This is a genomic window from Neorhizobium sp. LMR1-1-1.1 (assembly GCF_040675795.1).
Lineage (GTDB): Bacteria > Pseudomonadota > Alphaproteobacteria > Rhizobiales > Rhizobiaceae > Neorhizobium > Neorhizobium cellulosilyticum.
In genome coordinates this window covers 193,559-220,240 of sequence record NZ_JBEGHE010000025.1, presented here as the reverse complement: position 1 = coordinate 220,240, position 26,682 = coordinate 193,559, and the positions used below count along the sequence as shown (strand labels likewise).

The 26,682-nt window shown below is 59.1% G+C and carries 26 protein-coding genes, 1 tRNA gene and 1 pseudogene; 16 read left to right on the top strand and 12 right to left on the bottom strand.

Translation table 11 applies throughout. The features are described from left to right. Positions 1-43: 43 nt before the first annotated feature. Positions 44-262, top strand: coding sequence for a hypothetical protein (locus MRBLMR1_RS14225; RefSeq protein WP_148146086.1), 219 nt, complete (start codon positions 44-46; stop codon positions 260-262). A 45-nt stretch (positions 263-307) separates the two neighbouring features. Here MRBLMR1_RS14225 and MRBLMR1_RS14220 read toward each other — a convergent pair whose 3' ends face one another. Together MRBLMR1_RS14220 and MRBLMR1_RS14215 are read right to left on the bottom strand one after the other, a co-directional pair. Beyond that, positions 308-1,519, bottom strand: a complete 1,212-nt coding sequence (locus MRBLMR1_RS14220; RefSeq protein ID WP_148146087.1) for an MFS transporter — start codon at positions 1,517-1,519, stop codon at positions 308-310. A gap of 168 nt (positions 1,520-1,687) precedes the next feature. Then, positions 1,688-1,855: a hypothetical protein gene (locus MRBLMR1_RS14215; RefSeq protein WP_183684920.1), complete on the bottom strand. Its 168-nt coding sequence runs from the start codon at positions 1,853-1,855 to the stop codon at positions 1,688-1,690. A 152-nt stretch (positions 1,856-2,007) separates the two neighbouring features. Here MRBLMR1_RS14215 and MRBLMR1_RS14210 point away from each other — a divergent pair, with 152 nt between their 5' ends. The 3 genes from MRBLMR1_RS14210 to MRBLMR1_RS14200 all read left to right on the top strand — a co-directional run bounded on the left by MRBLMR1_RS14210 (position 2,008) and on the right by MRBLMR1_RS14200 (position 5,096). Beyond that, a complete protein-coding gene (locus tag MRBLMR1_RS14210; RefSeq protein WP_148146088.1) occupies positions 2,008-2,625 on the top strand; it encodes a TetR/AcrR family transcriptional regulator in 618 nt (205 codons plus the stop codon). Between the two features lie 31 nt (positions 2,626-2,656). Beyond that, on the top strand, positions 2,657-3,892 hold the full coding sequence (locus MRBLMR1_RS14205) for an MFS transporter (RefSeq protein WP_148146089.1): 1,236 nt from the start codon (positions 2,657-2,659) through the stop codon (positions 3,890-3,892). A gap of 136 nt (positions 3,893-4,028) precedes the next feature. Then, the gene (locus MRBLMR1_RS14200; RefSeq protein WP_148146090.1) at positions 4,029-5,096 is read left to right on the top strand and encodes an alpha/beta fold hydrolase; all 1,068 of its coding nucleotides are present in this window, start codon (positions 4,029-4,031) and stop codon (positions 5,094-5,096) included. 32 nt (positions 5,097-5,128) lie between these two features. Here the strand turns inward: MRBLMR1_RS14200 and MRBLMR1_RS14195 are convergent, their stop codons facing one another. After that, complete coding sequence (locus MRBLMR1_RS14195; protein WP_148146091.1) at positions 5,129-5,650, bottom strand: GNAT family N-acetyltransferase; 522 nt, start codon at positions 5,648-5,650, stop codon at positions 5,129-5,131. 18 nt (positions 5,651-5,668) lie between these two features. Further along, a complete protein-coding gene (locus tag MRBLMR1_RS14190; protein ID WP_148146092.1) occupies positions 5,669-6,244 on the bottom strand; it encodes a helix-turn-helix transcriptional regulator in 576 nt (191 codons plus the stop codon). Positions 6,245-6,402: 158 nt separating this feature from the next. Between MRBLMR1_RS14190 and MRBLMR1_RS14185 the strand changes: the two genes are divergently transcribed. Further along, the gene (locus MRBLMR1_RS14185; protein WP_148146093.1) at positions 6,403-7,683 is read left to right on the top strand and encodes an MFS transporter; all 1,281 of its coding nucleotides are present in this window, start codon (positions 6,403-6,405) and stop codon (positions 7,681-7,683) included. A 63-nt stretch (positions 7,684-7,746) separates the two neighbouring features. Beyond that, positions 7,747-9,570 (top strand): translation elongation factor 4, encoded by a 1,824-nt coding sequence (lepA, locus tag MRBLMR1_RS14180; RefSeq protein WP_148146094.1) that lies wholly within the window; start codon positions 7,747-7,749, stop codon positions 9,568-9,570. Between the two features lie 66 nt (positions 9,571-9,636). Here lepA and MRBLMR1_RS14175 read toward each other — a convergent pair whose 3' ends face one another. After that, positions 9,637-10,200 (bottom strand): hypothetical protein, encoded by a 564-nt coding sequence (locus MRBLMR1_RS14175; RefSeq protein WP_148146095.1) that lies wholly within the window; start codon positions 10,198-10,200, stop codon positions 9,637-9,639. A 343-nt stretch (positions 10,201-10,543) separates the two neighbouring features. On the opposite strand from MRBLMR1_RS14175, the gene MRBLMR1_RS14170 reads away from it, so the two are divergent. After that, positions 10,544-11,890: an FAD-dependent oxidoreductase gene (locus tag MRBLMR1_RS14170; protein ID WP_148146096.1), complete on the top strand. Its 1,347-nt coding sequence runs from the start codon at positions 10,544-10,546 to the stop codon at positions 11,888-11,890. On the opposite strand, the gene MRBLMR1_RS14165 is transcribed toward MRBLMR1_RS14170, so the two are convergent. Then, positions 11,887-12,765: a LysR substrate-binding domain-containing protein gene (locus tag MRBLMR1_RS14165; RefSeq protein WP_148146097.1), complete on the bottom strand. Its 879-nt coding sequence runs from the start codon at positions 12,763-12,765 to the stop codon at positions 11,887-11,889. The two genes, MRBLMR1_RS14170 and MRBLMR1_RS14165, sit on opposite strands and share 4 nt — an antisense overlap. Before the next feature lie 98 nt (positions 12,766-12,863). On the opposite strand from MRBLMR1_RS14165, the gene MRBLMR1_RS14160 reads away from it, so the two are divergent. Together MRBLMR1_RS14160 and MRBLMR1_RS14155 are read left to right on the top strand one after the other, a co-directional pair. Continuing rightward, positions 12,864-13,808 carry an AEC family transporter gene (locus MRBLMR1_RS14160; protein ID WP_148146098.1) on the top strand — a complete coding sequence of 315 codons (945 nt, stop codon included), beginning with the start codon at positions 12,864-12,866 and terminating at the stop codon, positions 13,806-13,808. A gap of 142 nt (positions 13,809-13,950) precedes the next feature. Then, complete coding sequence (locus tag MRBLMR1_RS14155) at positions 13,951-16,887, top strand: hybrid sensor histidine kinase/response regulator (protein WP_500065098.1); 2,937 nt, start codon at positions 13,951-13,953, stop codon at positions 16,885-16,887. Between the two features lie 91 nt (positions 16,888-16,978). Here MRBLMR1_RS14155 and MRBLMR1_RS14150 read toward each other — a convergent pair whose 3' ends face one another. Then, positions 16,979-17,218, bottom strand: coding sequence for a hypothetical protein (locus MRBLMR1_RS14150; protein WP_148146100.1), 240 nt, complete (start codon positions 17,216-17,218; stop codon positions 16,979-16,981). A gap of 247 nt (positions 17,219-17,465) precedes the next feature. On the opposite strand from MRBLMR1_RS14150, the gene MRBLMR1_RS14145 reads away from it, so the two are divergent. From MRBLMR1_RS14145 to MRBLMR1_RS14125, 5 genes and pseudogenes are all read left to right on the top strand, one after another. After that, positions 17,466-19,238, top strand: coding sequence for a methyl-accepting chemotaxis protein (locus MRBLMR1_RS14145; protein WP_148146101.1), 1,773 nt, complete (start codon positions 17,466-17,468; stop codon positions 19,236-19,238). Between the two features lie 79 nt (positions 19,239-19,317). Then, positions 19,318-19,647 carry a hypothetical protein gene (locus tag MRBLMR1_RS14140; protein ID WP_183684919.1) on the top strand — a complete coding sequence of 110 codons (330 nt, stop codon included), beginning with the start codon at positions 19,318-19,320 and terminating at the stop codon, positions 19,645-19,647. Positions 19,648-19,802: 155 nt separating this feature from the next. Continuing rightward, positions 19,803-20,633, top strand: a pseudogene (locus MRBLMR1_RS14135) (NAD(P)-dependent oxidoreductase); the annotation flags it as partial. Further along, positions 20,634-21,005, top strand: a complete 372-nt coding sequence (locus MRBLMR1_RS14130; RefSeq protein WP_183685053.1) for a SelT/SelW/SelH family protein — start codon at positions 20,634-20,636, stop codon at positions 21,003-21,005. Positions 21,006-21,097: 92 nt separating this feature from the next. Continuing rightward, positions 21,098-21,184, top strand: a tRNA-Leu gene (locus tag MRBLMR1_RS14125). 137 nt (positions 21,185-21,321) lie between these two features. Here MRBLMR1_RS14125 and MRBLMR1_RS14120 read toward each other — a convergent pair. The 4 genes from MRBLMR1_RS14120 to MRBLMR1_RS14105 all read right to left on the bottom strand — a co-directional run bounded on the left by MRBLMR1_RS14120 (position 21,322) and on the right by MRBLMR1_RS14105 (position 24,484). Further along, a complete protein-coding gene (locus tag MRBLMR1_RS14120) occupies positions 21,322-21,690 on the bottom strand; it encodes a hypothetical protein (RefSeq protein WP_148146103.1) in 369 nt (122 codons plus the stop codon). Between the two features lie 131 nt (positions 21,691-21,821). Beyond that, positions 21,822-22,667 carry an NlpC/P60 family protein gene (locus MRBLMR1_RS14115; protein WP_148146104.1) on the bottom strand — a complete coding sequence of 282 codons (846 nt, stop codon included), beginning with the start codon at positions 22,665-22,667 and terminating at the stop codon, positions 21,822-21,824. Between the two features lie 11 nt (positions 22,668-22,678). Continuing rightward, entirely contained in the window at positions 22,679-23,029 is a 351-nt protein-coding gene (locus MRBLMR1_RS14110) for a MarR family transcriptional regulator (RefSeq protein WP_148146105.1), read from the bottom strand. Positions 23,030-23,083: 54 nt separating this feature from the next. Next, a complete protein-coding gene (locus MRBLMR1_RS14105) occupies positions 23,084-24,484 on the bottom strand; it encodes a M17 family metallopeptidase (RefSeq protein WP_148146106.1) in 1,401 nt (466 codons plus the stop codon). A 128-nt stretch (positions 24,485-24,612) separates the two neighbouring features. Here MRBLMR1_RS14105 and MRBLMR1_RS14100 point away from each other — a divergent pair, with 128 nt between their 5' ends. Both MRBLMR1_RS14100 and MRBLMR1_RS14095 read left to right on the top strand, forming a co-directional pair. Continuing rightward, a complete protein-coding gene (locus tag MRBLMR1_RS14100; protein WP_394353661.1) occupies positions 24,613-25,461 on the top strand; it encodes a tetratricopeptide repeat protein in 849 nt (282 codons plus the stop codon). Between the two features lie 240 nt (positions 25,462-25,701). Then, positions 25,702-26,235 carry a hypothetical protein gene (locus tag MRBLMR1_RS14095; protein ID WP_148146107.1) on the top strand — a complete coding sequence of 178 codons (534 nt, stop codon included), beginning with the start codon at positions 25,702-25,704 and terminating at the stop codon, positions 26,233-26,235. A 6-nt stretch (positions 26,236-26,241) separates the two neighbouring features. Here MRBLMR1_RS14095 and MRBLMR1_RS14090 read toward each other — a convergent pair whose 3' ends face one another. Further along, on the bottom strand, positions 26,242-26,673 hold the full coding sequence (locus MRBLMR1_RS14090) for a GFA family protein (protein WP_500065094.1): 432 nt from the start codon (positions 26,671-26,673) through the stop codon (positions 26,242-26,244). Between the last annotated feature and the right edge of the window lie 9 nt (positions 26,674-26,682).

Here is a 26,682-nt window from a genome sequence, read left to right as displayed (position 1 = left end):
CCCGCTTCCACCATTTTCCCAAGACTTCAGGAAGGATGACTTCATGACCGCTATCAAGGAAGAAACGTCGACCACGACCAAGCTTTCAGCTCGGGAAAAGGCCGCCGTGACCAACGAGGCAGCACGTGCAATCATTGCCGCCGAGGCGTCTTCGAGGGAAGCGAAAACCGAGAGGTTGCGGTTGCTACGCCTGCAGCGGGAGGCGGTCGAGGCGAAAGCTCCGCCAGCCAAGCGCAAGGCGGGCAGCAAGAAAGACCACTGATCAGACTGCCAAGGGCCCGGAAACTCCGGGCCTTTGCTTTTGGTGTCACGCCGGCTGCAGCTTTTCCTCCTCGCGGCCCGGCAGGGGCGGAAAGGCAAGCGCGATAAGTACTGCGGCAAGCCCGACAAGAGCGGAACCGAAAAATAGCCAGTTGTAGTTATTGAAGGCATCGAAGGCCCAGCCCCCGGCAAGAGGCCCGAAAGCCATGCCTATGCTTGACAGCATCGAAGCAGCACCCAGCACCGTACCGAGAATTTTTGCGCCGAAATAATCCTGCGCCAGCACGGCATAAAGCGGCATGACGCCGCCATAGGTGCCGCCGAAAATGATCGCCAGCGCGTAGAAATGCGCGAGATCGGTCGCCATCGTATAGGCGGCAATCACCAGTGCCTGGATCAGAAGACCGATTATCAGCACCGGCTTGACGCCGAACCGGTCTGCCGCAAGACCGTAGACGATGCGCCCGCCCAGACCTGCCGCTCCCTCGACACTGTAGATCGACACGGCGGCCATCGGCGCCACGCCGCAATACATCGCATAACTGACCATGTGGAAGATCGGCCCTGAATGGGCGGTGCAGCAGGCGAAGAAGGTGAAGGCCAGCACCAGGAATTGCGGCGAGCGAAAGACTTTTGCAATCGGCTGCCCCGCCCCTTCCGCCTGCGGCGCGTCCTCAACCGCCGCCTCATCTGGCGGGTTGCGGACCAGAAGTACGGTCGGCAGGAGAATGATCCAGGCACCGATGCCGATCACCAGCATGGCCGTGCGCCAGTCGCCGAATTCGTCGATCAGGAACCGGGCGAGCGGCGAAATCGTCATCGGCGCCATGCCCATGCCGGCGGAGACAAGCGATACGGCGAGACTGCGGTGGTCATCGAACCAGCGCATGGTAAGCGAGATCATCGGCGCCATGAAGGCACTGGCAGACAGGCCGACAAGACAGCCATAGAGGATCTGGAAGGCGAAAAGGCTCTGCGCGCGGCTGGCGAGAACCAGGGCCAGTCCGGCAAGGACCGAGCCGATCAGCACGACGATGCGCGCGCCGAACCGGTCGCTGGCCGCGCCCCATATGAAACTGCCCAGTCCCATGACGATGAAATTGACTGTCATGGCGCTGGAGATCGCCGCATGCGACCAGCCGGTCTGGCGGGCGATCGGCTCTAGGAACACTGCGAGCGAAAACATCACGCCCACCGCCACGCAGCCCATCAGGCCGCCGGCAAAAACGATGACCCACCGATAGTGGCTGCTTTTCATCCTGCCCTCCTGTCGAAGTCCTCCGGCGCATGAATGCGCCACGATACACCAAGGACGTGCAGGTGATGAGATGCCGACAGGGAGGTTTGATTATTTTCGGGAATATGCCTCGCTCAAGAAAAGGCCCCGCACGCGGCGGGGCCTTCATTGTCATGCGCTGCGGTGACGTCAGCTGCCGCTATTGGTGCGGTTGCTGCCCACATTGTGGTTCATCGACGACGTCTTGCCGTCCGGGCTCTGCCCGTAATAGGTGCCGCCAAGATGGCCGCCCGAACTGGTGTTTTCGACCTGCCGTTTGGCACGCTTGATGGCCTGTTTTACGTCACTTTTGCTCATGTCTGTCCTCCAGCTTTTGGGTTGGTGACGATTAGCCAACCCCTCAAATGCAAAACCGTTCCGATATTTTATCGTCGATGATGAACAGGCCGCTTGACGAGAAAGTGCTTCGCGCCTATTTGGAAACGATCATTTCCCAATTGGATTTTGCCATGAGCATCGACATCAGCCCCAATCCCGGCCGCAGCGCCGGCCGGCCGCGTGAATTCGATATCGACGATGCGCTCGACAAGGCGATCACCGTGTTCAGCGAACAGGGCTATCACGGCACATCCATCTCAGACCTGCGCGATGCGATGGGGCTTACGGCCGGAAGTTTGTACAAGGCATTCAAGGACAAGCATGCGATCTTCCTTGCCAGCTTCGACCGCTACAAGCAGGTGCGCACCGCGCTTCTCGACGAGGAGCTGGAGAAAGCAGACAACGGGCGGGACGGCGTTTACCGCATGCTCGTGTTTTATGCCGAGGGCGCCCACGGCGACGGCGGTCGACGCGGCTGCCTGGCTGTCGGGACGGCCGTCGAACTGGCGATCTTCGACGACGAGGCGGCACGACGTGTCGAGCGTTCGATGGATCGTTTCGAGACTACGTTCGAGGCGCTGATCCGAAGGGGCCAGGAGGATGGCTCCATCAACCGCTCCATCGAACCCAATGCCACGGCGCGGCTGCTTCTGTCCGTCGTTCAAGGGCTTCGCGTTCTGGGCAAGACCAGCCCCAGCCGCGAGCAAACCTTTTCCGTAGTCGATGTGGCGATGAAGCTGCTCGACTGAAAAATACAAGAGACTGTTCAAGGATACCCCAATGACCAGCACGTCCGCGGCGATTGAAACGCCGGCACACCATGGCCGGATGACCGCCGGCCTCACTTTCGTCATGGCCGCAGCCTGCGGCCTGATCGTCGCAAATCTCTATTACGCCCAGCCGCTTGCGGGCCCGATCGCCGCAGCAATCGGCCTTCCGCCGCATCTGACCGGCCTGATCGTGACGCTGACCCAGATCGGCTACGGCCTCGGCCTGCTGTTCATCGTACCGCTGGGCGATCTTCTCGAAAACCGCCGACTGATCCTGATCATGATCGCAGCAACCGCGATCTCGCTCGTCGGCGCAGGCCTTTCGAGCGCCGCCCTACCCTTCCTGCTGGCATCGCTTGCCATCGGGCTTACCTCGTCTGCGGTGCAAATGATCGTTCCCTTTGCCGCAAGCCTGACGCCGGAAGAACATCGCGGTCGGGTTGTCGGTAACGTCGTCAGCGGCCTGATGATCGGCATCATGATGGCGCGACCGATCGCAAGCTTCGTCACCGGTCTCACCAACTGGCATGTGATCTTCTTCGCCTCGGCTGCCGTCATGGTCGTGCTCGGCTTTATCCTGGCCGCCCGCCTGCCCAAGCGCACGCCGCACACGCAGCTTTCCTATGGCGGCCTGCTTGCCTCACTTGGCACCCTTTACGCCACCCAGCCGATATTGCGCCGCCGCGCCTTCTACCAGTTCTGTCAGTTTGCCGCCTTCAGCCTGTTCTGGACAGTCACGCCGCTGGTTCTGGCCAGTTCCGCCTTCAATCTCGGCCAGACGGGCATCGCACTCTTTGCACTTGTCGGCGTTGCCGGCGCTATCGCCTCGCCGATCGCCGGTCGCCTTGCCGACAAAAATCTAAGTCGCCCGGCGACCGCGCTCGGTATTATCTCGGTGGGCATCGCCTTCGTGATGACTCATCTGTTCTCTGATGGCACCACGGCAGCGCTCGTCGTTCTGGCGATAGCAGCGATCCTGCTCGATTTCGGTGTCGCCATGACGCTCGTCATCAGCCAGCGGGCGATCTACACGCTCGGGGCCGACCTGCGTTCGCGGCTTAACGGCCTGTTCATGGCGACGTTCTTCGTCGGCGGCGCTCTCGGCTCGGCCATCGGCGCCTGGGCATTTGCCGAGGGCGGCTGGCTGCTCGCCTCGACGATCGGCGTTTCGCTTTCGGTCGTCGCCTTCGTCTATTTCCTGACCGAACGGAAGCCGCATCACCACAACCTGCATCCCAAGGCCTGATGCCGCACGTTTCTGTGGCCCGCCTGTCGGCGGGCCGCAAAACATGCCGTGAAACGACCTCGATCATGTTCAAGGTCGAACGTCCGGCGATGATCGCTCATCGGTAACCCCGTTCTTCAACCAGCGAGGTTACACAATGAGACTGAAATCTCTCCTCATCGCCCTTTCCCTGTGCACGGCAGCAACCGCTGCCATTGCCGCTGAACCCGTCGGCGTTCACAAGATCAGCGTCATCACCCAGGACTATCCGCGGCCGCTTGCGGTCACCGTCTGGTACCCGTCGAAAGGCGACGGGCAGGTGGACAAGCCGAACTACGACAGGATTTTCGATACGGGTTCCGCCGCCGCAAATGCGACGATCCGCGAAGGCCGCTTTCCGCTTGTGCTTCTCTCCCACGGTTCGGGTTCGCGCGCCGAAGGCATGGGCTGGATCGCCACCGAGTTGGCCAAGGCCGGCTACATCGTCGCCGGACCGAACCATCCCGGCACGACAAGCGGCGATTCCACACCGGCTGCCACACCGAAGATCTGGGAGCGCACCCAGGATATTTCGGTCCTGATCGGCGCGCTGACGACAGATGCCCGCTGGCGGGCGTCCATAGATCAGAAACATATCGGCATTCTCGGCTTCTCTCTCGGCGGGTCCACGGCAATGGAACTGGCCGGAGCCAAAGGCGATCTTTCCGCCTACACGCGCTATTGCGACGAAAACCCCGGCATGATGGATTGCAGCTGGTTTGCCGGCGGTCGCGGTTATGCGGGGGGCGAGCAGGTGGAGGTTGCACCCTTCAAGCTTGCCGACATCGACAGGACACGTTTCGAACAGCAGAACCGCGATGCGCGGATCACTTCCGTTATCGCGGTCGATCCAGGCCTTGCCACCACGTTCCAGAAGACAAGCCTTGCAGGCATCGACGTGCCGGTAACGCTGATCAATCTCGGCAGCCCCGGCCAGGTGCCGATGGCAGTACTTTCCGACCAGCTGGCGAAGGATATTCCCGGCGCGTCTTACCTGCAGGTGGAGGATGCCGATCACTTCAGCTTCCTGCCGGTCTGCAAGCCAGGCGCTTCGGATTTCCTCAAATCCGTCGGCGAAACCGACCCGATCTGCGAGGAAACAAAGCGTCCGCGGGCAGACATCCATGCGGAGCTTGGCCGGCTTATCGTCGAGGCTTTCGGCAGGACGCTGCAGTCCGGCAATTGAGACAATGGAAGGCCGGGATCACCGGCCTTCCTTCATCCGATCCGCTTGTAGAAGATCGTCGTGTCGCAAAAGCCGCCATGCGGCCATAGCGCATAATCGGGAATGACGCCAACGCGCTGCCAGCCGAAGCGCGGATAGATTTTTTCCGCTTCGCTTCCGGTCGCCGTGTCGAGAACCAGAAGCGAGCGGCCGCGGCGGGCCGCCTCGTCCTCCACCGCCGCCATCAGCCTGCGCGACAGGCCAAGTCCGCGGCCGGAGCGATGCACGAGCAGCTTCATCAGATCACCGCGATGCGGCTGGTTGGGTTTCGAAGCGAGCCCAACCTGGACCGTGCCGATCACCCGCCTGTCGATTTCAGCCACACCGAGAATGATGCCGCCCTTTTCCACCTCGGTGGCGATATCACTCCAATAGGCCTCTCCATCCTGCGGCTGAAACGGCAGCATGAAACCCAGCGAGGCACCGCCATTGATGCAGTCGGATAGCACCTCGCAGAGGTCCGGAATAGCGGCACGCGCGCTTGTCGCATCGAGGATGCGGATCGTGGCAGTCATTGATGTTCCCTTTGTTATTTAGCGTCCGCGGTTCAGGATCACCGCGTAACGGGCAGGCTTGTCGGATGGATTGTAGAAATCGAAGGCGTCGCCAATATCCATGAACAGGCAGTCGCCCGGCTGCAGCCGATGGGTGGCGTCGGGTAGCACCATCTCGAGCATGCCTTCGAACAGCCAGACATGCTGGGTCATGACCCGGCTTTCCTCCCGCGGCGGAAAACTGACCCTGGCGCCAGCCGGAAACTCGATCTCGACGATATCGACCGGGCTTGGCATGCCTGGAGGCGAAACCGAGCGACGCAGATATCCGGTCGTCGGGTCTCGCCACAGCCGCTGTTCCGCTCGCCTCGACAAGGGCAAAGACGACGGTTCTTCCGGTGCAAAGAAAGCCGAGAGCGTCAAGCCAAGCCCCTCGCACAGCCGCGCCAGAAGGGCCGCCGTCGGGCTTGCCTCGGCGCGCTCGATACGGGAGATCATCGCGCGGCTGACACCGGAGCGATCCGCCAGTTGATCGAGCGTCAGACCTGAGCTGGCGCGCAGGCTTTTCAGCCGCTCGCCGATTGCGATTTCCAGTTCATCATCCAAATTTTCCATTATCAGAGAATTTCACTCTCATATCATGGAGTCAAGGATTTTGACGTTTCGTCGGAAAATTCGCCGCGGTGGCGTTTGTACGATAGCGAAACCACTGCGCGATAGGATAAGCAGGCCGGGTAGATGGCGCAAAGCATAGTGGCTTTTGGAGAATTTGCATGACGGCTCAGGCGCAGGTCAGAGTTTCGCCCCTCTCCATCGCGAGCATCATCCTATCGATGACGATCGCCGCCATCGGCAGCGGCATTATGGCCACTTACGTCCCCTTCGTGCTGACACAGAGCGGCGAGACATGGGCAGCGCGGCTTGCCGTGCCCGCTCTCGCCTTTGGCGGCCTGCTCGGCTGCGTGCTTGCCGGACCGCTGATCCGTCGTGTCGGCCACGCGCGCCTCTTCGCCTGCTCGATGTCGATGGTCATTATCGGCGCGGTTCTGGTTGCAGCCGACCTGCCGGCCGCCTGGTGGATCCTCGCGCGAGCGATCTATGGCGCGGCTTCCAACGTCAATTTCATCATCGCCCAGAGCTGGCTCAACCACGCCGCCTCCAACGAATGGCGCGGAAGGGCGATGTCCTTCTTCTATATGGCCTTTGTGCTTGCGCTCGGCGGCGGCGCATGGCTGTTCGGGCAGGTGCCGGCGGACAGCAATCTTGCACCGCTCATCGTCGTTTTCGTCACCGCGCTCTCCATCCTGCCGATCGGGCTTACTCGCCTGCCGAACCCGCCTGCACCGGCGAGCGTCAGCGTGAATGTCAGGATGGCGTGGAAGATCTCGCCGGTCGGCCTTGTCGGCGTGCTCGCCTCGGGCGGGCTTTCGATGGTCGTGCAGGGCTTTACCCCGATCTACGCGACGCTCAACGGTGTGACGCAGGGCGAGGTGGCGCTGTTGATGCTGGTGATGCAGACCGGGCTTTTGTTCGTGCAATATCCTCTCGGCATCATTTCAGACCGGCTCGATCGCCGCGTCGTGCTGCTCTTCACCTGCGGGCTGATCGTTGTTGCGGGTTTTGCGGCGCTGATGGTGTCGTTTACCACTTTCGTGCTTCTGATGATCGTCTTCCTCGTTTTCGGTGGGGCAGTGGAAACCGTCTATTCGGTTGCCAATGCGCATGCGAATGACCGCGCCGATCCGGGCGATTTCGTGCCTTTGTCCTCCACCCTTCTCGTCGCATGGTCGACGGCTGCAACGATCGTGCCGCTCTGCATCACCTTCCTCGCGCCGGTCCTTGGCCAGCAGACCTTCATCTATGCGATCATTCTGGTGGCGACCGCCTATGGCCTCTATATCGTCTTCCGCCTGAAGGAACGCGGACCGGCACCGGAAGACGAGCGCGAAAGCCACGAAATGCGAAGCGCGCAGATGCCGAACGCCGCGACCATGACGGAACCGGGGGCTGCAGAGGCTCAGGCGGAAGCCAAGGCGCAGGCCCTGGAGGGCTGATAGTCAACAAACGGTTATCTTCCCCCTTTGCGGCGGGGATTGTCACTGATATATGCGCGAACCATGAGCACCAATTCCCGCACGCCGCTTGACCATATCCGCAACTTCTCGATCGTGGCCCATATCGACCACGGTAAGTCGACCCTGGCCGACCGTCTGATCCAGACGACCGGCGGCCTTGCCGAACGCGACATGTCGGAACAGGTTCTCGACTCGATGGATATCGAGCGCGAACGCGGCATTACCATCAAGGCCCAGACCGTCCGCCTGCATTACAAGGCGAACAATGGCGAGACCTATATCCTCAATCTGATCGATACGCCCGGCCATGTCGACTTCGCCTATGAAGTCTCGCGTTCGCTCAGCGCCTGCGAAGGCTCGCTGCTCGTCGTCGACGCCTCCCAGGGCGTCGAAGCGCAGACGCTGGCCAACGTCTATCAAGCGATCGACAACAATCACGAGATCGTCACCGTCCTCAACAAGATCGACCTTCCCGCGGCCGAACCGGATCGGATCAAGGAACAGATCGAGGAAGTTATCGGCATCGATGCCTCCCAAGCCGTGCTGATCTCGGCCAAGACCGGCCTCGGCATTCCCGACGTTCTCGAAGCCATCGTCCACCAGCTGCCGCCGCCGAAAAGCGAAGCCGGCGACAAGGGCCCGCTGAAGGCCCTTCTGGTCGACAGCTGGTATGACACCTATCTCGGCGTCATGGTTCTGGTGCGTATCCTCGACGGCGTCCTCTCCAAGGGCATGACCATCCGGATGATGGGCACGGACGCAAAATACCAGGTCGAACGCGTCGGCGTGCTGACGCCGAAAATGCTGGCTGTCGATTCACTCGGTCCGGGCGAAATCGGTTTCTTCACCGGCTCGATCAAGGAAGTTGCCGATACCCGTGTCGGCGACACCATCACCGAAGACAAGAAGCCGACGGCGAAAGCGCTGCCGGGCTTCAAGCCGGCCCAGCCGGTGGTGTTCTGCGGTCTCTTCCCTGTTGATGCCGCCGATTTCGAAGACCTGCGCGCGGCGATGGGCAAGCTTCGCCTCAACGATGCGTCCTTCTCGTTCGAAATGGAATCGTCTGCCGCTCTCGGCTTCGGTTTCCGCTGCGGCTTCCTCGGCCTGCTGCATCTGGAAATCATCCAGGAGCGCCTCGAGCGCGAGTTCGACCTCGACCTGATCGCAACCGCTCCTTCGGTCGTCTATCATCTTCACATGACGGATGGCTCGATGAAGGAGCTGCACAATCCAGCCGACATGCCGGACGTGGTCAAGATCGCGTCGATCGAGGAGCCGTGGATCAAGGCAACGATCCTGACACCGGATGATTATCTAGGCGGCATCCTGAAGCTCTGCCAGGACCGCCGCGGCATCCAGACCGAACTGACCTATGTCGGCAAACGCGCCATGCTGAGCTATGAACTGCCCCTCAATGAAGTGGTGTTCGACTTCTACGACCGCTTGAAATCCATATCCAAGGGTTATGCCTCGTTCGACTACCATCTGCACGGGTATCGCGAAGGCAATCTCGTGAAGATGTCGATCATGGTCAATGGCGAGCCAGTCGATGCGCTTTCCATGCTCGTTCACCGTTCGGCGGCGGAAAAGCGCGGCCGCGACATGTGCGAGAAGCTCAAGGATCTGATCCCGCGGCACATGTTCAAGATTCCGATCCAGGCAGCAATCGGCGGCAACGTGATTGCCCGCGAGACGATCTCGGCGATGCGCAAGGACGTGACGGCCAAGTGTTACGGTGGCGACGCCACCCGTAAGCGTAAACTTCTGGACAAACAGAAGGAAGGCAAGAAGCGGATGCGCCAGTTCGGCAAGGTCGATATCCCGCAGGAAGCGTTTATCGCAGCGCTGAAGATGAAGGACGACTGATCACATCTCGACTTTCAAAAAATGCCGCCCCCGAAGGCGGCATTTTTTATTGGGATCACGGCAACTTCACTCAGCTGCCGCCCTGATTGCCGCCCTCGCACGCGCCTTGCGGGCGATGCTTTCGGCAAACAATGGGGTTTCGCGATGATTATGGTCGCCGCCGGCCGCCTGTCGCGCAACTGCGGCCTGCTCGAATGTCTGACCGTGCTTTGCAATGAAATCCATGAACATATCAGTCGGATGGCAGGTGACGCGGTTCGTGTAGCGGGTGCGGTTGCCGTCAATCGCTTCAGCGATCAGTTCCCAGATGACATTGACCTGCGTGCGCTCACCCAATGGCGTGAAGACGTCCGAAATCGAATTCATCCGGCAATAGGAGGGCGTTGCCTCGTCCGCGACATAGTGCTGGACGACCAGACCAGTGCCGATCATCTCGACATTGATCGACATGCGGCGTCCGTCATCGGTGAAGGTCGCTCCCGCAGCAATGTGGTCCGGCTGGCAGCAGCGCTGGTACTCAACCTCCGGCAGATTGAAGAGCCAGTCGGCGATATCGACCTCATCTAGAGGAATGTCGATATCGTGGGAATAAGCGGATTGGGAAAGGATCTTGTCGGCCAGAATTTTCATCGTGGTTTCCTTCAATCTGTCTGTCTCCGCAGGCTCACTGCAATCCGCATGTCGAGCGGAAGAAGAAGACCGACCGGAGAGGTTTGAATGAGCAAAATTCCTGTTCTGCTCGTGAAGAAAGCTCTCACCTGCTCGCCCGGACCTCAATCATACATGGGGCTCTCGATGCTAACCTTGGGTTTATCCGCCATGCTCTGCGGTATGACGGATGATCGTTTTTGATCGCGCCGTGCGGAATTGCCGCCACTGGTGGTCAAATTCAGCAGAAGTGCCTTCTTGATCGCCCCAATCCGACTGACTAGGAGTCGACACACTCAACCTCCGCCAGTCAGGACCGCATCCCGTGCCCAACTTCCCCTTTTCCGAAAGCGATCCGATCCAGTTTCATGGCCCCCTCCCGAAACGTTCGGATGTGGTGATTATCGGCGGCGGCGTGATCGGGGTAACCACCGCGCTTTATCTGGCGGAAAAGGGCGTCGCGGTGACGCTTGTCGAAAAGGGGCGGATCGCGGCGGAACAGTCGTCGCGGAACTGGGGCTGGATCCGCCAGCAGGGGCGCGATGCGGACGAGCTGCCGATCGTCATAGAAGCCTGCCGGCTATGGAAGCAGCTTGCGGAAGAATGCGGCGAGGATATTGGTCTCGCGCAGACCGGCGTCACTTATCTCGCCAATTCGGCAAAGGAGATGGCCGATTTCGACGACTTCATGACGATCGCCGCCCGGCACGATGTCGATACGCGACTGTTGAGTTCGGCCGAGACGGCGGCGCTCATTCCCGGCATGGCGCGCAAGTTCCATGGGGCGATGACGACCCCTTCGGACATGCGGGCGGAACCGTGGCTTGCCGTGCCGGCCCTTGCGCGGCTCGCAGCACGCAAGGGCACCACGATCGTCGAAAACTGCGCCGCCCGCAGCCTCGATATTTCCGCTGGCCGGATCAGCGGCGTGTGGACCGAGACCGGATTGATCGAAACCTCCAGCGTATTGGTCGCCGGCGGCGCATGGTCGTCGCTGCTGTTGCGTCTGCATGGCGTGTCCATCCCGCAGCTCAGCGTTCGCTCCACGGTCGCAGCCACCGAACCGATGCCTCAGGTTCACGCGGGAGCTGCGGTCGATAGTCACGTCGCCTTCCGTCGTCGGCAGGATGGCGGTTATACGTTGGCGCCCGGTAGCGGCAGCGCGCTCTATGTCGGGCCGGACGCTTTCCGCCACGCGGTGAAATATCTGCCCGCACTGCTGGATAACCCTTTCGGCCTTCGCTATCTGCCAGCTGCACCCTCCCGCTTTCCCGATGCATGGTCGACGCGCAGAACATGGACGGCCGATGAAACCAGCCCGTTCGAGCGGATGCGCATCCTCAACCCCGCTCCCTCACAAAAGGGGTTGCGTTCGGTGCAACGCGAGTTCGCCCGACTTTTCCCCGATCTTGGCCCGGTGCGCCTGAAAACCGCATGGGCGGGAATGATCGATGCGATGCCGGATGTCGTGCCGGTGGTCGATCGCGTCGAGGCGATCGGCGGCCTGTTCGTCGCAACTGGCATGAGTGGCCATGGCTTCGGTATCGGGCCCGGCATCGGCCGCGTTGTTGCCGATCTCATAAAGGGTGATGCCGTTGGACATGATCTGAGCCGGTTCCGGCTGTCGCGCTTTTCCGACGGTAGCGCGATCAAGCTGGGGCCGGCGCTTTAGAAGGACAATTGCTTCACAAGCTCGAAAAGTCTTCCGACGGCGGGATTTTTCGATCCAGTGGGAGCGCAGAGCACGACGTCAAATTCAGGCGGATCGATCAGCGGGCGGGAGACGATGGTTTCGCCGAGATCGCTGCAGAGCGATTGCGGGATCAGAGCAACGCCCAAGCCTTCCCCCACCAGCCTTATGATCGTGTGCTGCAGGCGTGGCTCCAGCGCGAAATGCGGAACAATACCGCCTGCTGCGCAATAGGCTCCGATTGCCGAACGCAATGTCGGCACCACCGATGCTGGAGCGGCGATCAGCCTTTCCGACGCCAAGGCTTGAGCCCCCACCTTTTCAGCTGAGGCCAGCGGGTGATCAGCGTGGACGATCAGGCGAAGCCGATCACGCGCAAGGAGCCGGGTCCGAAGATGCGGCGCCGTCGGATTTCCAAGAGTGACTGCGGCATCCAGCCGCGCTTCCAACAGAAGCTCATCAATATCGCTCGGCAACCTTTCTTCGAGAACGAGCCGCACATCCGGTGCAGCATCAGATAGCAGGCGCACAAGTTTCGGCACGATGCCCTGCGCCGCATACATGGTGAAACCCAGTCTCAACTCGCCCTTGGCACCGTTCGCGACAAGCTGTACGTCGCGGCACGCCGCCTCGAACCCGGCCAGTACTGATCGGCAATCATTGAGGAAATGCTTGCCCGCCGTCGTCAGCACGACATTGCGGGAATTACGTTCGAACAGCCGGACGCCGAGCGCCTTTTCAATCGCCGCAATCTGCCGGCTGAAAGGCGGCTGGCTCATGTTCATACGGGCTGCTGCCTGACCGAAATGGAGGGTCTCCGCCAGTGCAACGAAATAGCGCATATGGCGCGTATCCATTTGATACCTCCAGAGTATCAATTCGGCACTTTAATGACATTGGATTATATCGATCAATAGCGCTAGGCAAGGGACAGCGAAAATTCGAGCCTGCCCACATGCTGACCAACCTTTTGATCGTCCTACCCATATTTGCACTTATTCTTGCCGGCTGGATTGCCCGGAAAAGCGGTGCACTCGGGCCAAATGCGACGCGCGAGGTCAACCGATTGGTCGTCTATCTTGCCCTTCCTGCATTGTTGTTCGACATCATGGCAAATGCAAAGATCGAGCAGATCTGGCAACCCGGTTTCATCCTCGCTTTCAGCGCCGGCTGTGCGGTCATCTTTGTCGGTACGCTGTTCTGGCGAGTGGCCAAGGGCCGGCATCTCGCAGATGCTGCGGTCGATGCGCTGAATGCAAGTTACGCCAATACAGGTTTTGTCGGCTTTCCGCTGGTCCTGTCGCTTGTTGGCGCTAGCGGCATGGCACCAACGCTGATCGCAACCATCCTCACGGTCTGCATCCTGTTTGCCGTCGCCATCATTCTAATCGAGGGCGGGCTTCAGTCAGAGACCCGCCGCCGCGACATCGTGTTCAAGACGCTTGCCTCGCTCTGCAAGAACCCGCTGCTTGTCGCGCCCGTGCTCGGCGCCATCTTCATGCTATCCGGCTGGGCGCTACCGCAGCCGGTCCATTCATTCATGAAGCTGCTTTCGGGTGCGGCCTCGCCTTGCGCACTGATCGCGCTCGGTCTCTTCCTTGCCGGTCCGCAGGCGGCGACGGCAACAAACAGGCTTTCCACCACCGGCATTCTGGTCGCCCTGAAACTAATCGCCCATCCGCTCGTCACCTGGGTGGTTGCCGGGCCGCTGCTCGGCCTGCCTGCGGGCTCGGTGCATGTAGCGGTTCTGCTCGCGACCCTGCCGACCGGTACCGGTCCATTCATGCTGGCGGAATTCTACAACAGGGAGGCAAGCCTGACCGGACGCGTCGTGCTGATATCGACCATCCTCTCGATCCTGACCATCTCGGCCTATCTGTTGATCGCCGGAGGCCTATGAAGACAGCAAGTCTCGCCACCGATATTTTCATTGACCGTACAGTCTATCGATCAGCGTGTAATTGCGCTTGAAACCTCTTGGAAAACGGGTCTGCTGCTCCATATAATCGGCGCTTGTCCTACTCCCACGTTTCGGTGAATTCATGAACTATCAGGTCGTATCCGCCCATTGGCCGATTGGCGGAGGCGAAGCGGGGGAACTTGTCCGCGCATTCGACTGGTCGCAGACCTCGCTCGGACCGATTTCCGAATGGCCGCAGCATCTGCGAATAAAGGTCAATTCGATTGTCAATTCGCCCATCCCGCAAGTGCTTATGTGGGGCGATGACCATGTGATGATCTACAACGACGGTTACATCGAAATCGCCGGCAGTTATCATCCCCGCGCGCTCGGCGGCACCGTTCCCGGCATCTGGCCGGAGATCTGGGACTGGAACAGAAAAATTCTCGAAGCCGGCTTTCGCGGCGAAGTGCAATCCTTCCGCGACCAGGCGATGACATTGCATCGGCATGGCGTTCCCGAAGACGTGATTTTCGACCTGTTCTACACGCCGATCTATGCCGAAAGCGGCAAAGTCGACGGCGTTTTGTGCACGGTGCTTGAAAATACCGACAGGGTGAAGGCGGTCAAGGCGCTGGCGGAAAGCCGCGAGGAACTTTCCCAGCTGACCAACGCCCTGCCGATCCTCGTCGGCTTCATCGATCGCGACAGCACCTATCGTTTCGCCAATGAAGGCTACCGGGAATGGTTCGGCCTTCCAGCCGCCGACGTGATCGGCAAACATGTCGCCGACATTGTCGGGCAGGATTATTACAAGACCCGCATCCCGTTCATAAACAAAGCCTTTTCAGGCGAGGCGATCATCAATGATACGGTGATCCGCCGCCCCGATGGTGAAAAACGCACGGCGGAAGTCCGCTACGTGCCGCGCCGCACGCCGAAGGGCGAGATCGACGGCATTTATGTGCTGATCATCGATGTCGAGGCCCGCAAGCGCTCGGAAACCGCGCTTCGCCACAGCAACAACCGCTTCCGGGCTGCCGTCAACGCCATCCATGGCGTATTGTGGACGAACACGGCGGATGGACGCATGCTCGGCGAACAATCCGGCTGGGCGTCCCTGACGGGTCAATCCTCGGAGGAATATCAAGGCTATGGCTGGTCGAATGCCGTGCATCCGGATGACCGTGCCGGATCCGTAGCAAGCTGGCAGGCCGCGGTTGCCGCCAAGTCCACCTATATCTGGGAGCACCGGGTTCTGCGCCATGATGGCGTCTACCGCACCTTCTCGATCCGCAGTGTGCCAATCATCGGTGCGGATGGCGAGATCGAGGAATGGGTCGGAGTCCATACCGACATCACCGAACAACGTGCGGCCGAAGCCAGCCTGCAGGAACATGCGAGCAATCTGGAGCGGCAGGTTCGCCACCGCATGCGCGCAGAGGAACAGCTCAAGCAGCTCAACGAAGGCCTGGAGGCGCGAGTCGAGGCGGAGATCGCCGAGCGTCGGCTGGCGGAACGGGCGCTGCAGCAGGCGCAGAAGATGGAATCGATCGGCCAGCTGACCGGCGGTGTGGCGCATGACTTCAACAACCTGCTTCAGGTCGTGGCAGGCAATCTGCAGCTTCTCGCCAAGGACATCGCCGGCAACGAAAATGCCGAGCGGCGTGTTTCAAATGCGCTGGCCGGCGTCCACCGCGGCGCAAAGCTCGCCAGCCAGTTGCTCGCCTTCGGCCGACGTCAGGCACTGGAGCCGCGGGTCATCAATATCGGCCGCTTCATTGCAGGCATGGACGATCTTCTACGCCGGTCGCTGGGCGAGGCAGTCGAGGTTGAGGTCATCGCCAGCGGCGGGCTGTGGAACACCTATGCGGACCCTACGCAGGTGGAAAACGCGCTGCTCAACCTTGCGATCAATGCCCGCGATGCGATGGAGGGATCTGGCAAGCTGACGATCGAGGTCGGCAATGCCTTCCTCGACCAGGATTACGCCCGCGCCCATGCGGAAGTTGCAGCCGGGCAATATGTCCTGCTCGCCGTTACCGATACCGGTTCAGGCATGACGCCCGAAGTTCTGGAAAAGGTGTTCGAGCCGTTCTTCTCGACCAAGCCGGAAGGCAAGGGAACCGGGCTTGGCCTTTCCATGGTCTATGGTTTCGTCAAGCAGTCAGGCGGCCATGTGAAAATCTATAGCGAGGTCGGCCAAGGCACGACCGTCAAGGTCTATCTTCCCCGCTCTGTTGCCGACGAGGATCGCGAGGTGGTCGTTCCTGCCGGCCCTGTCGTCGGCGGAACCGAAACAGTGCTTGTCGTCGAGGATGACGAGGAGGTCCGCACCACCGTTATAGAGACGCTGACCGATCTCGGTTATCGGGTCCTTTCCGCCAAGGATGCTCAGGCAGGCCTCAACGTGGTCGAGAGCGGTATTCCAATCGACGTAATCTTCACCGACGTCGTCATGCCCGGCCCGCTGAAGAGTAGGGAAATGGCGCGCCGTGCCAAGGAGCGTTTACCCAATCTCGCTGTCCTGTTCACCTCGGGTTACACGGAAAACTCGATCGTGCATGGCGGCATTCTCGATGTTGGTGTCGAGCTTCTATCGAAACCCTATACTCGCGAGGCGCTGGCGCGCCGTATCCGCCATGTGATCGCCAACCAGAAGCAAGTGGAACAATCGGCATCTCCAAGAACCGATGTCTCGGAACCTGGCGCCTACCGTTCAGTACCGGCACTGAGGATATTGCTTGTCGAAGACGATTTTCTGATCCGATCCAATACTGCCGAAATACTTATGGAGTTTGGTCACGAAGTGATCGAGGCTTCTAACGGACACGAGGCGCTTCAGGAGCTCGCGAGTTCCGAGATCGATCTGCTGCTGACGGATATCGGCCTGCCGGATACAAGCGGCGGAGAACTGGTAAAACAGGCGATCGAGCTCAAGCAGAGCCTCGCCGTAATTTTTGCGACCGGCGAGAATCAAAAGCCCGATGGAGCCCCAGCTCGGGCTGGCCTGCTGCGCAAACCCTATAATGAGCATGATATTGCAAAGGTGATCGAAAGCGTCATGACCGGGCAATAACTTCCCGAGCCCTCGGCATGTCTGAAACGGGCGACCCGATTGTCCAATCCCGTTGGATTCCACAACATGATACGATCTCACCGGGAAAGGCCTAATGGCCGGGGCGCGGGAGATCAGACGAGGTAATCCATACGCGACCGTCAAATGCTACTTCACCGTGATCAAGCTTGCGGCTTGCAATCTTTTCGATGAGGCACAGTTTCGAACGGACATTGCCGATGCCGCTGTCATTCACGACACAAACAGCGTGGAATGCTGTGCCCTCCTGCATCAAAAGCAGCGTGTGGTGGGCATTGTCCAGGATCTTTCCGGGCAGCGTCTGGAGCGTCATGCTCTTTCTCCTTGCCGATCATTTCAACCAACCGCCATAGAGACGATTGTCGGAAGCCTCCCTCAACAAGGTTAATGAATAGTTAAAATTCGCACCAAAAAGGCACCCATTGCGTGCAATCCATTAAAGAGAGAAAACCCCTCGTAGTATTAATAACCTACTGTATTATCAGTAAGTTAACCCGAATATTATATATCGATTACAATTTATGCAGTAACGCAACCTCCTATGTTGAGGATAGTCAACTATGTTTTCTTTCCAATCCAGTTCAGACCGAGTTCTAGATGCGCTCGATCTATCGATGGCGATCATCGAATTTGATCTTGAAGGTCGCATCATCAAGGCCAACAAGAATTTCTGCGATCTGATGGGCTATCAGCCACAGGAAATAATCGGCAAACATCACAGCCTTTTTGTCGAAGCCAACTACGTAAAGTCTAAGGACTACACGGCCTTCTGGAGCGCGTTACGCAATGGCCAGTTCTTCTCGAGTGATTTCAAGCGGATCGCCAAAGGTGGAAGGGAAGTCTTCATCCGAGGCAACTATAATCCGGTCAAGAATAGCAGCGGAAAAGTCATCAAGGTCATCAAATTCGCCAATGACATTACGGATTCGAAACTGCATGCGCTCGACAGCGCGGCCAAAATCGACGCCATATCCCGGGCCCAGGCAACGATCGAATTCAACACAGATGGCACGATCATAGGCGCCAATGAGAATTTCCTGTCGACTCTCGGCTATGGCCTCAGCGAGATCGTCGGTCGGCATCACCGCATGTTTGTCGATGAGACCTATGCTGCGTCGGCGGACTATGCCCGGTTCTGGGAGCGGCTGCTTTCGGGCGAGTTCGTTGCAGGCGAATTCACCCGTATCGGCAAGGGTGGCCGCAATGTCTTCATCCAGGCGTCCTACAACCCCGTATTCGACGATACAGGGCGCGTCATAAAGGTTGTCAAATTTGCAACAGACGTGACCCAACGAGTGGAAAACGTCGAACGGCTGGCCGCCTGTCTCACCAATATGGCGGATGGTGACCTCTCGCAAACGATCGATGCGCCTTTTATTGCCTCGCTGGAAAAGCTGCGCGTCGACTTCAACATCGCATCCGCCAAGCTGCGTGACGCCATGGCAACGGTTGCTGACAACGCCCGAGCCATAGCTTCCAGCTCCAACGAAGTCCGTGTCGCAGCGGACGATCTGGCGCAACGAACGGAACGTCAAGCAGCCTCTGTTGAGGAAACGGCTGCTGCTCTTGAAGAAATTACCACGACGGTCAAGGATTCCAGCAAGCGTGCAGAAGAGTCTGGCGCACTCGTCAACCGTGCCAAAGCCGATGCTGAACGCTCGGGCGAGATCGTCCGCGAGGCGATCAAGGCGATGGATTCGATCGATAACTCATCCCGCGAAATCTCCAACATCATCGGCGTTATCGACGAGATCGCCTTCCAGACCAATCTTCTGGCGCTCAACGCAGGTGTAGAGGCCGCTCGTGCAGGTGAAGCCGGCAAGGGTTTTGCAGTTGTCGCACAGGAGGTGCGCGAGTTGGCACAGCGTTCGGCTGGCGCCGCCAAGGAGATCAAGGCACTGATCACGACATCCGGGAACCACGTAGCAAGCGGCGTCGAGCTCGTTAGCAAGGCCGGTACTGCATTGCAGGAAATTGGCGGACAGGTGCATCACATCAACTCCGACATTATCGCCATCATTGATGCTTCCCGCGAACAATCGCTTGCACTCGGCAACATCAACCATGCGATCAACGAAGTTGACCAGGGCACACAACAGAATGCCGCAATGGTAGAACAACAGACTGCCGCAAGTCGCAGTCTCGCTCATGAATCACAGGCGCTGTTTTCGCTGCTCGAACAGTTCCGATTCGGTCAGGCATCCGGACATTCTGCGCCGTCAACGCCAGTGAAAGCCATGCGCTCCACGGCAAAACCGATCCGCACCCCTGTCCATTTCCGCACGGCGGGATCTGCTGCTCTGGCGGTGGAACCCGGCTGGGAAGACTTCTGAGCCACGCGTGATGCCGCTACAGGCCGATCACCTGAATTGAAACGAAAAGCCGCCCTCTCGATGAGAGGGCGGCTTTTTCTTGTCTTATCAGCAGCCTGTAAGCGGTTATCAGCCGCCGTTATTTGCCGGTGCCGAAGGAGCCGGTGCTGCCGGCGCAGGCGCGGGCGTTGCTGGCGCCGGCGTTGCTGGCGCCGGCGTTGCCGGGGCTGGAGCCGCCGGCGCTGCCGGCTGGGTCGTCGAGGACGTCGTCGTCGCATCGGTGGGCGCACTACCCATTTGCGACCAGACGAATGCACCCACGACGATCACGGCGAGAACAGCTACCCACCCCATCCAGGATGAGTTGCTTCGCGTTGCCGGCGGCGGCGTACGCAGGTCAGGACGATTGTCATTCGGATTGGGATCATAAGCCATTTCGTTTCCTCCTATTCCAGCCAATAAAATGCGCGTTACCGGATTTTGTTCCGTAGCGGGGCAATTCACGCCGAACTGCATGGAAATGGCATTTACCGAAAGGACCGATTAGGAAGGTTCTAGCGGCAGGAATAGAATGGAGGAGATAGCATGACACAACCTCGTATCGGCATCATCGGCCTGGGGCGCATGGGGCGTGCTATGGCAGTCCGGCTCGCTTCCAGCGGGTTCGAAGTTGCCGGCTGGAGTCGAAGTGGCGTTCCGGAGGACTTTCCCGAAACGGCTTTTGCCGCCAGCGGCATTCCAGACCTTGCCGAAACTTCCGACGTCATCATCCTTGCCCTTCTGGATGATGCAGCAGTGGATGCGATGGTAAGAGCGCTCGAAAGCCTTGACCTGTCCGGCAAATTGATCGTCGACACCAGTACGGTGAGCCCGCTCACGCTTCGCAGCCACCAATCGGCTATCGAGCTTAAGGGCGGGCGATTGCTGGATGCCCCCATATCGGGCGGGCCTGAAACACTGCTCACCGGAAAGGCTGGTTTTTACATCGGAGGGAATGAAGACGACTACCGCCGCTTGCTGCCGGTAGTGGAGATGCTTTCCGACCGTATTCATCATGTTGGCGCGCTAGGCCATGGAGCAGCGTCGAAGCTTATCAACAACATGATGCTGAGTGGCCTTTGGGAAAGCCTGAAGGAAGCTCTGCAGCTCGGGGGCCGGGCCGGGCTTTCCCGCGAGAAAATGATTGAGGTCTTATCAGGGAGCCCGGCTGCAAGCCCCGCAATGAAAGGCCGCCTTCCTGTCGTGCTGGGCGAGACAAGCCATGTCGGCTTTCCCGTGTCCGGCGTGGTCAAGGATATTAGCGTGGTGCGTGACTACGCCCTGCATCTCGATGTGCCCATTCCGGCGATGAAGGCGGCGCTTGCAAGCTTCGAGACGGCTGCAAAGGCCGGTTTTGCCGATGCCGACCTGGCGACGATGGTCAAGCTCGCTTTAGACGAGGCCTCTGCGAGCGATCTCGCGAGGCCGGTTGCTGTCTCACACCGCAAACCTCACATCACCATCCTCTACTGCACACAGTGCAACTGGCTGCTACGCGCCGGTTGGATGGCACAGGAGCTGTTGCAGACTTTCGGTGATTCGCTCGGAGAGGTCGGCCTCATTCCCGGCACCGGCGGCGCGTTCGAAATAAGGCTGGACGGTGCTCTTTTATGGGAGCGCAAGCGCGACGGAGGCTTTCCAGGCCCGAAGGAGCTTAAACAGCGCGTTCGCGACGTGATCGACCCCGAGAGGGACCTCGGTCACCTCGATCGGCAGGCCGCCAAAATGGGAGCCGAAAACCCGGTTTGAGACCATCGTCGAAAACTTTTTTGGCAACTGACACAGAAACTTCAAAAAGCCGGTTGACAGGACGGGGCCACCCCCGTACATCGCTCTCCGTCGCCCAGATGGCGGAATTGGTAGACGCGCCAGCTTCAGGTGCTGGTACCCGAAAGGGTGTGGAGGTTCGAGTCCTCTTCTGGGCACCATTCCCATTGTTTATGTTTAGTAATTGGCCCGCTTGCGGGCCTTTACTGTTTTCAGCATTTGCACTTCAAGCAATCCCTTTCGGCTCGTCGCATCAGCCTTTTTCAAAGCAAACCTACCCACCATAGGCAGGCCAAAATCACTCGGGGAGATGGCGCGGATTGAGGCCGGGGACCCATTGGGTGTTGGGCATATGCGTGCCGGTGTAGGTGACGCCGTTCGGCGTTTCGCAACGATAGACCTGAACGGGAAGATCATCCAGAATGCTGCCGCGGAATCTCCGGCGCGGCTCGGACGTGTAACCGACACCAGTCGTGCAGCGATAACCTTCCGGCGCTTCCTTGGCGACCCGCGACGCCTCGGGAACGACACCGGGAAGGTCCTTGAAATAGGTATTCATGGAGGGACCGAACGCATCCCCTTCGGCTGCGAAGACGACCGAGGGTACCGCCGCGAGGATGAGCACGACCAGCATTGTTGCTGGCAATATCCATGCACCTTTAAGCATGTGGCTAAACTCCATATCTCGGTCTGCGCTTCCCCTTACAAATAGGTGCAGGAGGTCACAGATACCATGAAGAGGAGCCCAACATTCTCGTGATGACGGAGCCAGGATCATACAAGTGCTGCCTCTCCGCGTCAGACTATACGACGGTAGCCGGTCGGCTGCTCATAAAGCCAGCCGATCCGTTTGACGGCCGCTTCGAAATTCTCGCGCGCAACGGTCATTGTATGGCCATTCGCATGCAACAGGGTTTCTTGGTCTTCCATGATGCCGACATGACCTTTCCAGAAGACGAGATCGCCTCGACGAAGCTCATCGCGGGAGATCGCATTGCCGAAAGACGCCTGCATGTCGGAATCGCGCGGCGCGCTTTTGCCGACCATCATCAAAGCCAGCTGGACGAGGCCGGAACAATCAATGCCAAAACCCGAGCGCCCGCCCCAGAGGTAAGGCGTCTCGATGAACTTTGTTGCGACGGACACATAGTCGTCCGCCATTGCCTCGCCGACCGGCAGGCAATGGGCTGCGATAACAGCCCCGCCACCGGCCAGAAGGAAATAGCGCGTGCCGCGCGTTTCCGCATCACCGATGACGGTGATGAGGCTTCCCATTGAAAATGCCTTGATCGGCGGCTTGCGCAGCTCCGCTTCCGGGTAGAGGAAGGTCCGCGCGGCGGTGATCCGGTGCGTCGGCTCAGCCAACGAGCCAATCATCTCTTCCGGCAGATAGCCGACATACCCGTCAGCATCGGCCTGCACCCAGGCGAAACCATTTGCACGATCGAACACCCGGACACTCTCACCAAAGAGAAGTTCCGTATCAATGCCGCGGCCAATATCCGGGAACGGCCGCAGAGCCGCTACGGAGCCGGTGACGGACGCGGGTTCACCCTTCACGAAGCGGGCTGCCTCGACCTGTCCCTTCAACGCTTCCGCTGCGAGATCCGGCCGAAAGGCATTTAGACGTCTGTCCAATTCCATTGTCTTGTCCTTCATGAGGCGGGACGTCTTGCTTCCCGGATGATCAGGTCGCCGAGTTTTTCCAGATAAAGCGCGCCGCCAATGGTTCGTTTTATCACGACATTGCGTCGATCGCGATCATCCCTGACGCGATCGACGAGACCGAGTTCGCCCATCCTATCGAGTGCACGGGTGATCACGGGCTTGGTAACGCCGAGCGTTTCGGCAAGTCCCCGCACCGTATGCGGCGGCGGGATCAGATAGATCTGCAGCAGGATCGCTATCTGTCGCAATGTCAGGTCCGCCGCTTCGCCCCTCACCTCTTCCAGCGAAACGCGGTGCCACAGCCCCAAGGCCTCCGTTGCGGTCAATTCGATCGGCATCCGATATCTCCAACGGATGCCGATCGTAACGTCAAACCGTTACCGGTCTGTTTTTCACTTCCCGGCTTGCGCCCTGTCGCGGATGACGCGATAGAGCGCCCGGATGGCGAAGGCTTCCCCACCTACCGGGGCATGCGGTTTTTCGGACGGATTCCATCCGTAAATGTCGAAGTGGATCCAGCTTGGCGATGCCGTGACGAAACGCTTGAGGAACAACGCCGCATTGATCGAACCCGCCATGCCGCCAGAGGGCGAATTTGTGATGTCGGCCGCGCGTGTGCGCAGGTCCTTGTCGTAGCCCATCCATAGCGGCATGCGCCAGACTGGATCAGCAGCCTCTTTCGCCGCCAGTGAAAGCTTGCCGGCCAAGTCCTCGTCATCGGTAAAGAACGGCGCCAGTTCCGGTCCGAGCGCTACACGGGCGGCACCGGTAAGCGTTGCCATGTCGATCAGGAGATCGGGCGGGGTTTCGTCGGCATAGGCAAGCGCATCGGCAAGCACCAAGCGGCCTTCGGCATCTGTATTGTCGATCTGGACGGTGATGCCCTTGCGGCTCTTGTAGATATCGCCCGGACGGAAAGCATTGGAGGAAATCGAGTTTTCGACCGCCGGAACCAGAACTGTGAGGTCGACGGGCAGGCCGGCATCCATGATCATCAAAGCCAGCCCCATGACATTGGCGGCACCGCCCATGTCTTTCTTCATCAGCGCCATGCCGGTCGCGGTCTTGATATCCAGCCCGCCCGTATCGAAGCAGACACCCTTGCCGACGAGCGTGATGCGCGGGTTGCCCTTCTTGCCCCAGCGCATTTCGAGCAGGCGGGGTGCGACGGCGCTTGCCCGACCGACCGTATGGATCAGTGGAAAGTTCTTCTCCAGGAGATCGTCACCAACGATCGAGCTGACGAGTGCACCGTAATGTTCGCCAAGCGCGCGGAAGGCCGCCTCAAGATTATCCGGGCCCATGTCGTTGGTCGGCGTGTTGATAAGATCGCGCGCGAGCAGGACACCGGCAAGCTGCCTTTCGATATCCATGGCATCGGCATCACCGGAAACGACAAGCCGTGCATCCCTTGGTTTTTCCGATTTGTATTTGGCGAATGAATAGCTGCCGAGACCAAAGCCGAGAGCCAGGTGATCCGCAGCGATACCTTCCGCATCGATCGACCAGTCGCCGGGGGGAAGGAGCTTTGCAAGTCTGCCGCTCAGGAAAGGCGATTCGGCACGATCGCTGCCGAGACCAAAAAGCACTCGGGATATCGATCCTCCTTGACCGGGGACGACGAGAACAGAGCCCGCGTCGGCCTTGAAACCTGATGCTTTTACCCAGTCAGCGGCATCAGGCGGAAGCGTTCCGCCTTCCAGATCGGCTGGCGTAACCGCAGTCACGGGCTTGGTGACGGTGCCTGCAGGTGCGAAAAACGAGGAGCGATGGATATGCTGGAAAGGCGTCATGGCAGCTTCGATAACCTTCGGGAATCATTGGTCTTAACAATTCGTTAGGGTTAACAGTTTATTGCTGGATGGGAAATGCGCCACTCTTCATTGCCTTGGAAGACGGCATGGCAACGACCGACGAGACCATGATGACTGCATCAAAGACATCCTCCACGCGTTCATTCATTTCACACTCGTCCGTGGCTCATGCCGCGATCTTCATCTGCCTGGCAATGGCTGTAAGCGGCTGCAACACCTCGAAACGCGACACGATTACCACCGGTTCTATCGCGAAGACGTCTTCAACGCCGCTAGACAATATGGATGCTGCGCAACTGGCCGAAACCGAGCGGGCTATCGGCGGCGCCTATGTCAAAGACCCACGAAACCGCGATATCGGGCTACGTTATGCCACAGTGCTGGGCATGACGGGCAAACACGCCCAGGCGCTTGCCGTAATGCAGCAGGTAGCAATCGCCAATCCCAGTGACCGGCAAGTACTTGCAGCCTATGGCAAGGCCCAGGCGGCAGCCGGCCAGCTCGAACAGGCGCTCGGCACGATTGGCAGAGCCCAGACACCGGATCATCCTGACTGGCGACTGATGTCGGCCGAAGGCGCCGTGCTCGACCAGCTCGGACGCTCGGAGGAAGCCCGGCAGAAATATCGCTCGGCATTGCAGACCCAACCGAACGAACCGAGCATCATGTCCAATCTCGGCATGTCCTATGTTCTATCAGGCGACCTCAAAACCGCGGAAACCTATATGCGCAACGCGGCTCAGCAGCCGGCGGCCGACAGCCGCGTACGGCAGAACCTCGCACTGGTGGTCGGATTGCAGGGACGCTTCTCGGAAGCGGAAACCATTGCCCGCAAGGAACTTTCGCAGCAACAGGCGGATACCAACGTCACCTATCTGCGCTCGATGCTCTCCCAGCAGAATTCCTGGGCAAAGCTTGCTGACAAGGACAAGGCAGCTAAATCTGCGGTCAACTGAGGTCTAAGACATAGCCTTTGACGGTTGCTCGGAATTCAGGCCCATCCGAGGCTTGAAGGACCACCAGGAATATCATTACAAACCTGTAGTAGCCCACGTTTATCTGGCAGCTTGATGCGCGATCCAATATCGCGAAAAAATTTCACCGCACCATAATTGCAACCTAAGCTTGAGGTGCTTATAAAACGCTCAGTCGAAGTTTACTTTTCAACAGATCAATTTCGCTTGTCGGAATATTTCATGACATCCTCGAATGTGACATCGTTCTGTGGCTCTGCCACGCTTGCGCTCTCCGACAACATGAAATTTTTATGGCATAACCTTTGGAAACCGACTTTGATCTTCGGCAGTTCGATGTCTCTTGCAACTTCGGCTATCGGGATTTACCACTATACATCAAGAGGCATTTCATCGATCTTCGATGAACCTGTCGAAACCCTATTCTTAACACTCCAAGACACATGGATAGCCTTGTTGATCGGCTGGTTAGCCTATCCCATCGCGCTTGCATTCTGCAACGCGATCAAATGGATGTTGGTGCCGTCTGAAAACAAGCGCGCTATCTTCACGATCGATACTACCGGGGTATCGATCTCAGACGCAGCAGGCGCTTCTGGCCATATACCTTGGAGCATGGTCCGCCGACGGAAGATATGGCGAGGCTACCTTGTCCTGAAAATCCGGCCGGGGGGATGGCGCTTTATACCATTACGAGCATTCGAGAATCCCGATGTCCTATGGATGCTGGTCGAAGCGAGCGGACCGAAAAAATAACAGCGGTTATTCCGCGATGAATTTCAGCACTCCGGCGCGGCCGGACTTGCCGGGAACGATGCCATCCGACGGATGCTGCACGCCATCATTGACTATCACGGATGAGAAGTCGAACGGGCTGATGCCCTCAAGGCAGGCGACGTTGACGCCATACTGCTGCGGGTTCGATCGCCGCTGATGATGGGTATAGATACCGCAGACCGAACAGAAATAGTGCTTCGCGGTCTTCGTGTTGAATTGATAGAGCGTCAGCGCCGCTTCGCCTGACACGATCTTAATATCGTCGAGATTTGCCGAAACTGCGATCGCTCCACGCATTCTGCAGTAAGAGCAGGTGCAACGTCGAGCGCTGCGCAGGCCATTTGCCAATCGCACGTGAAATCGTACAGTTCCGCAGTGGCAGGCTCCGTCGATCTCGTCGATATTTTCATCCAGCATCAGCTATCC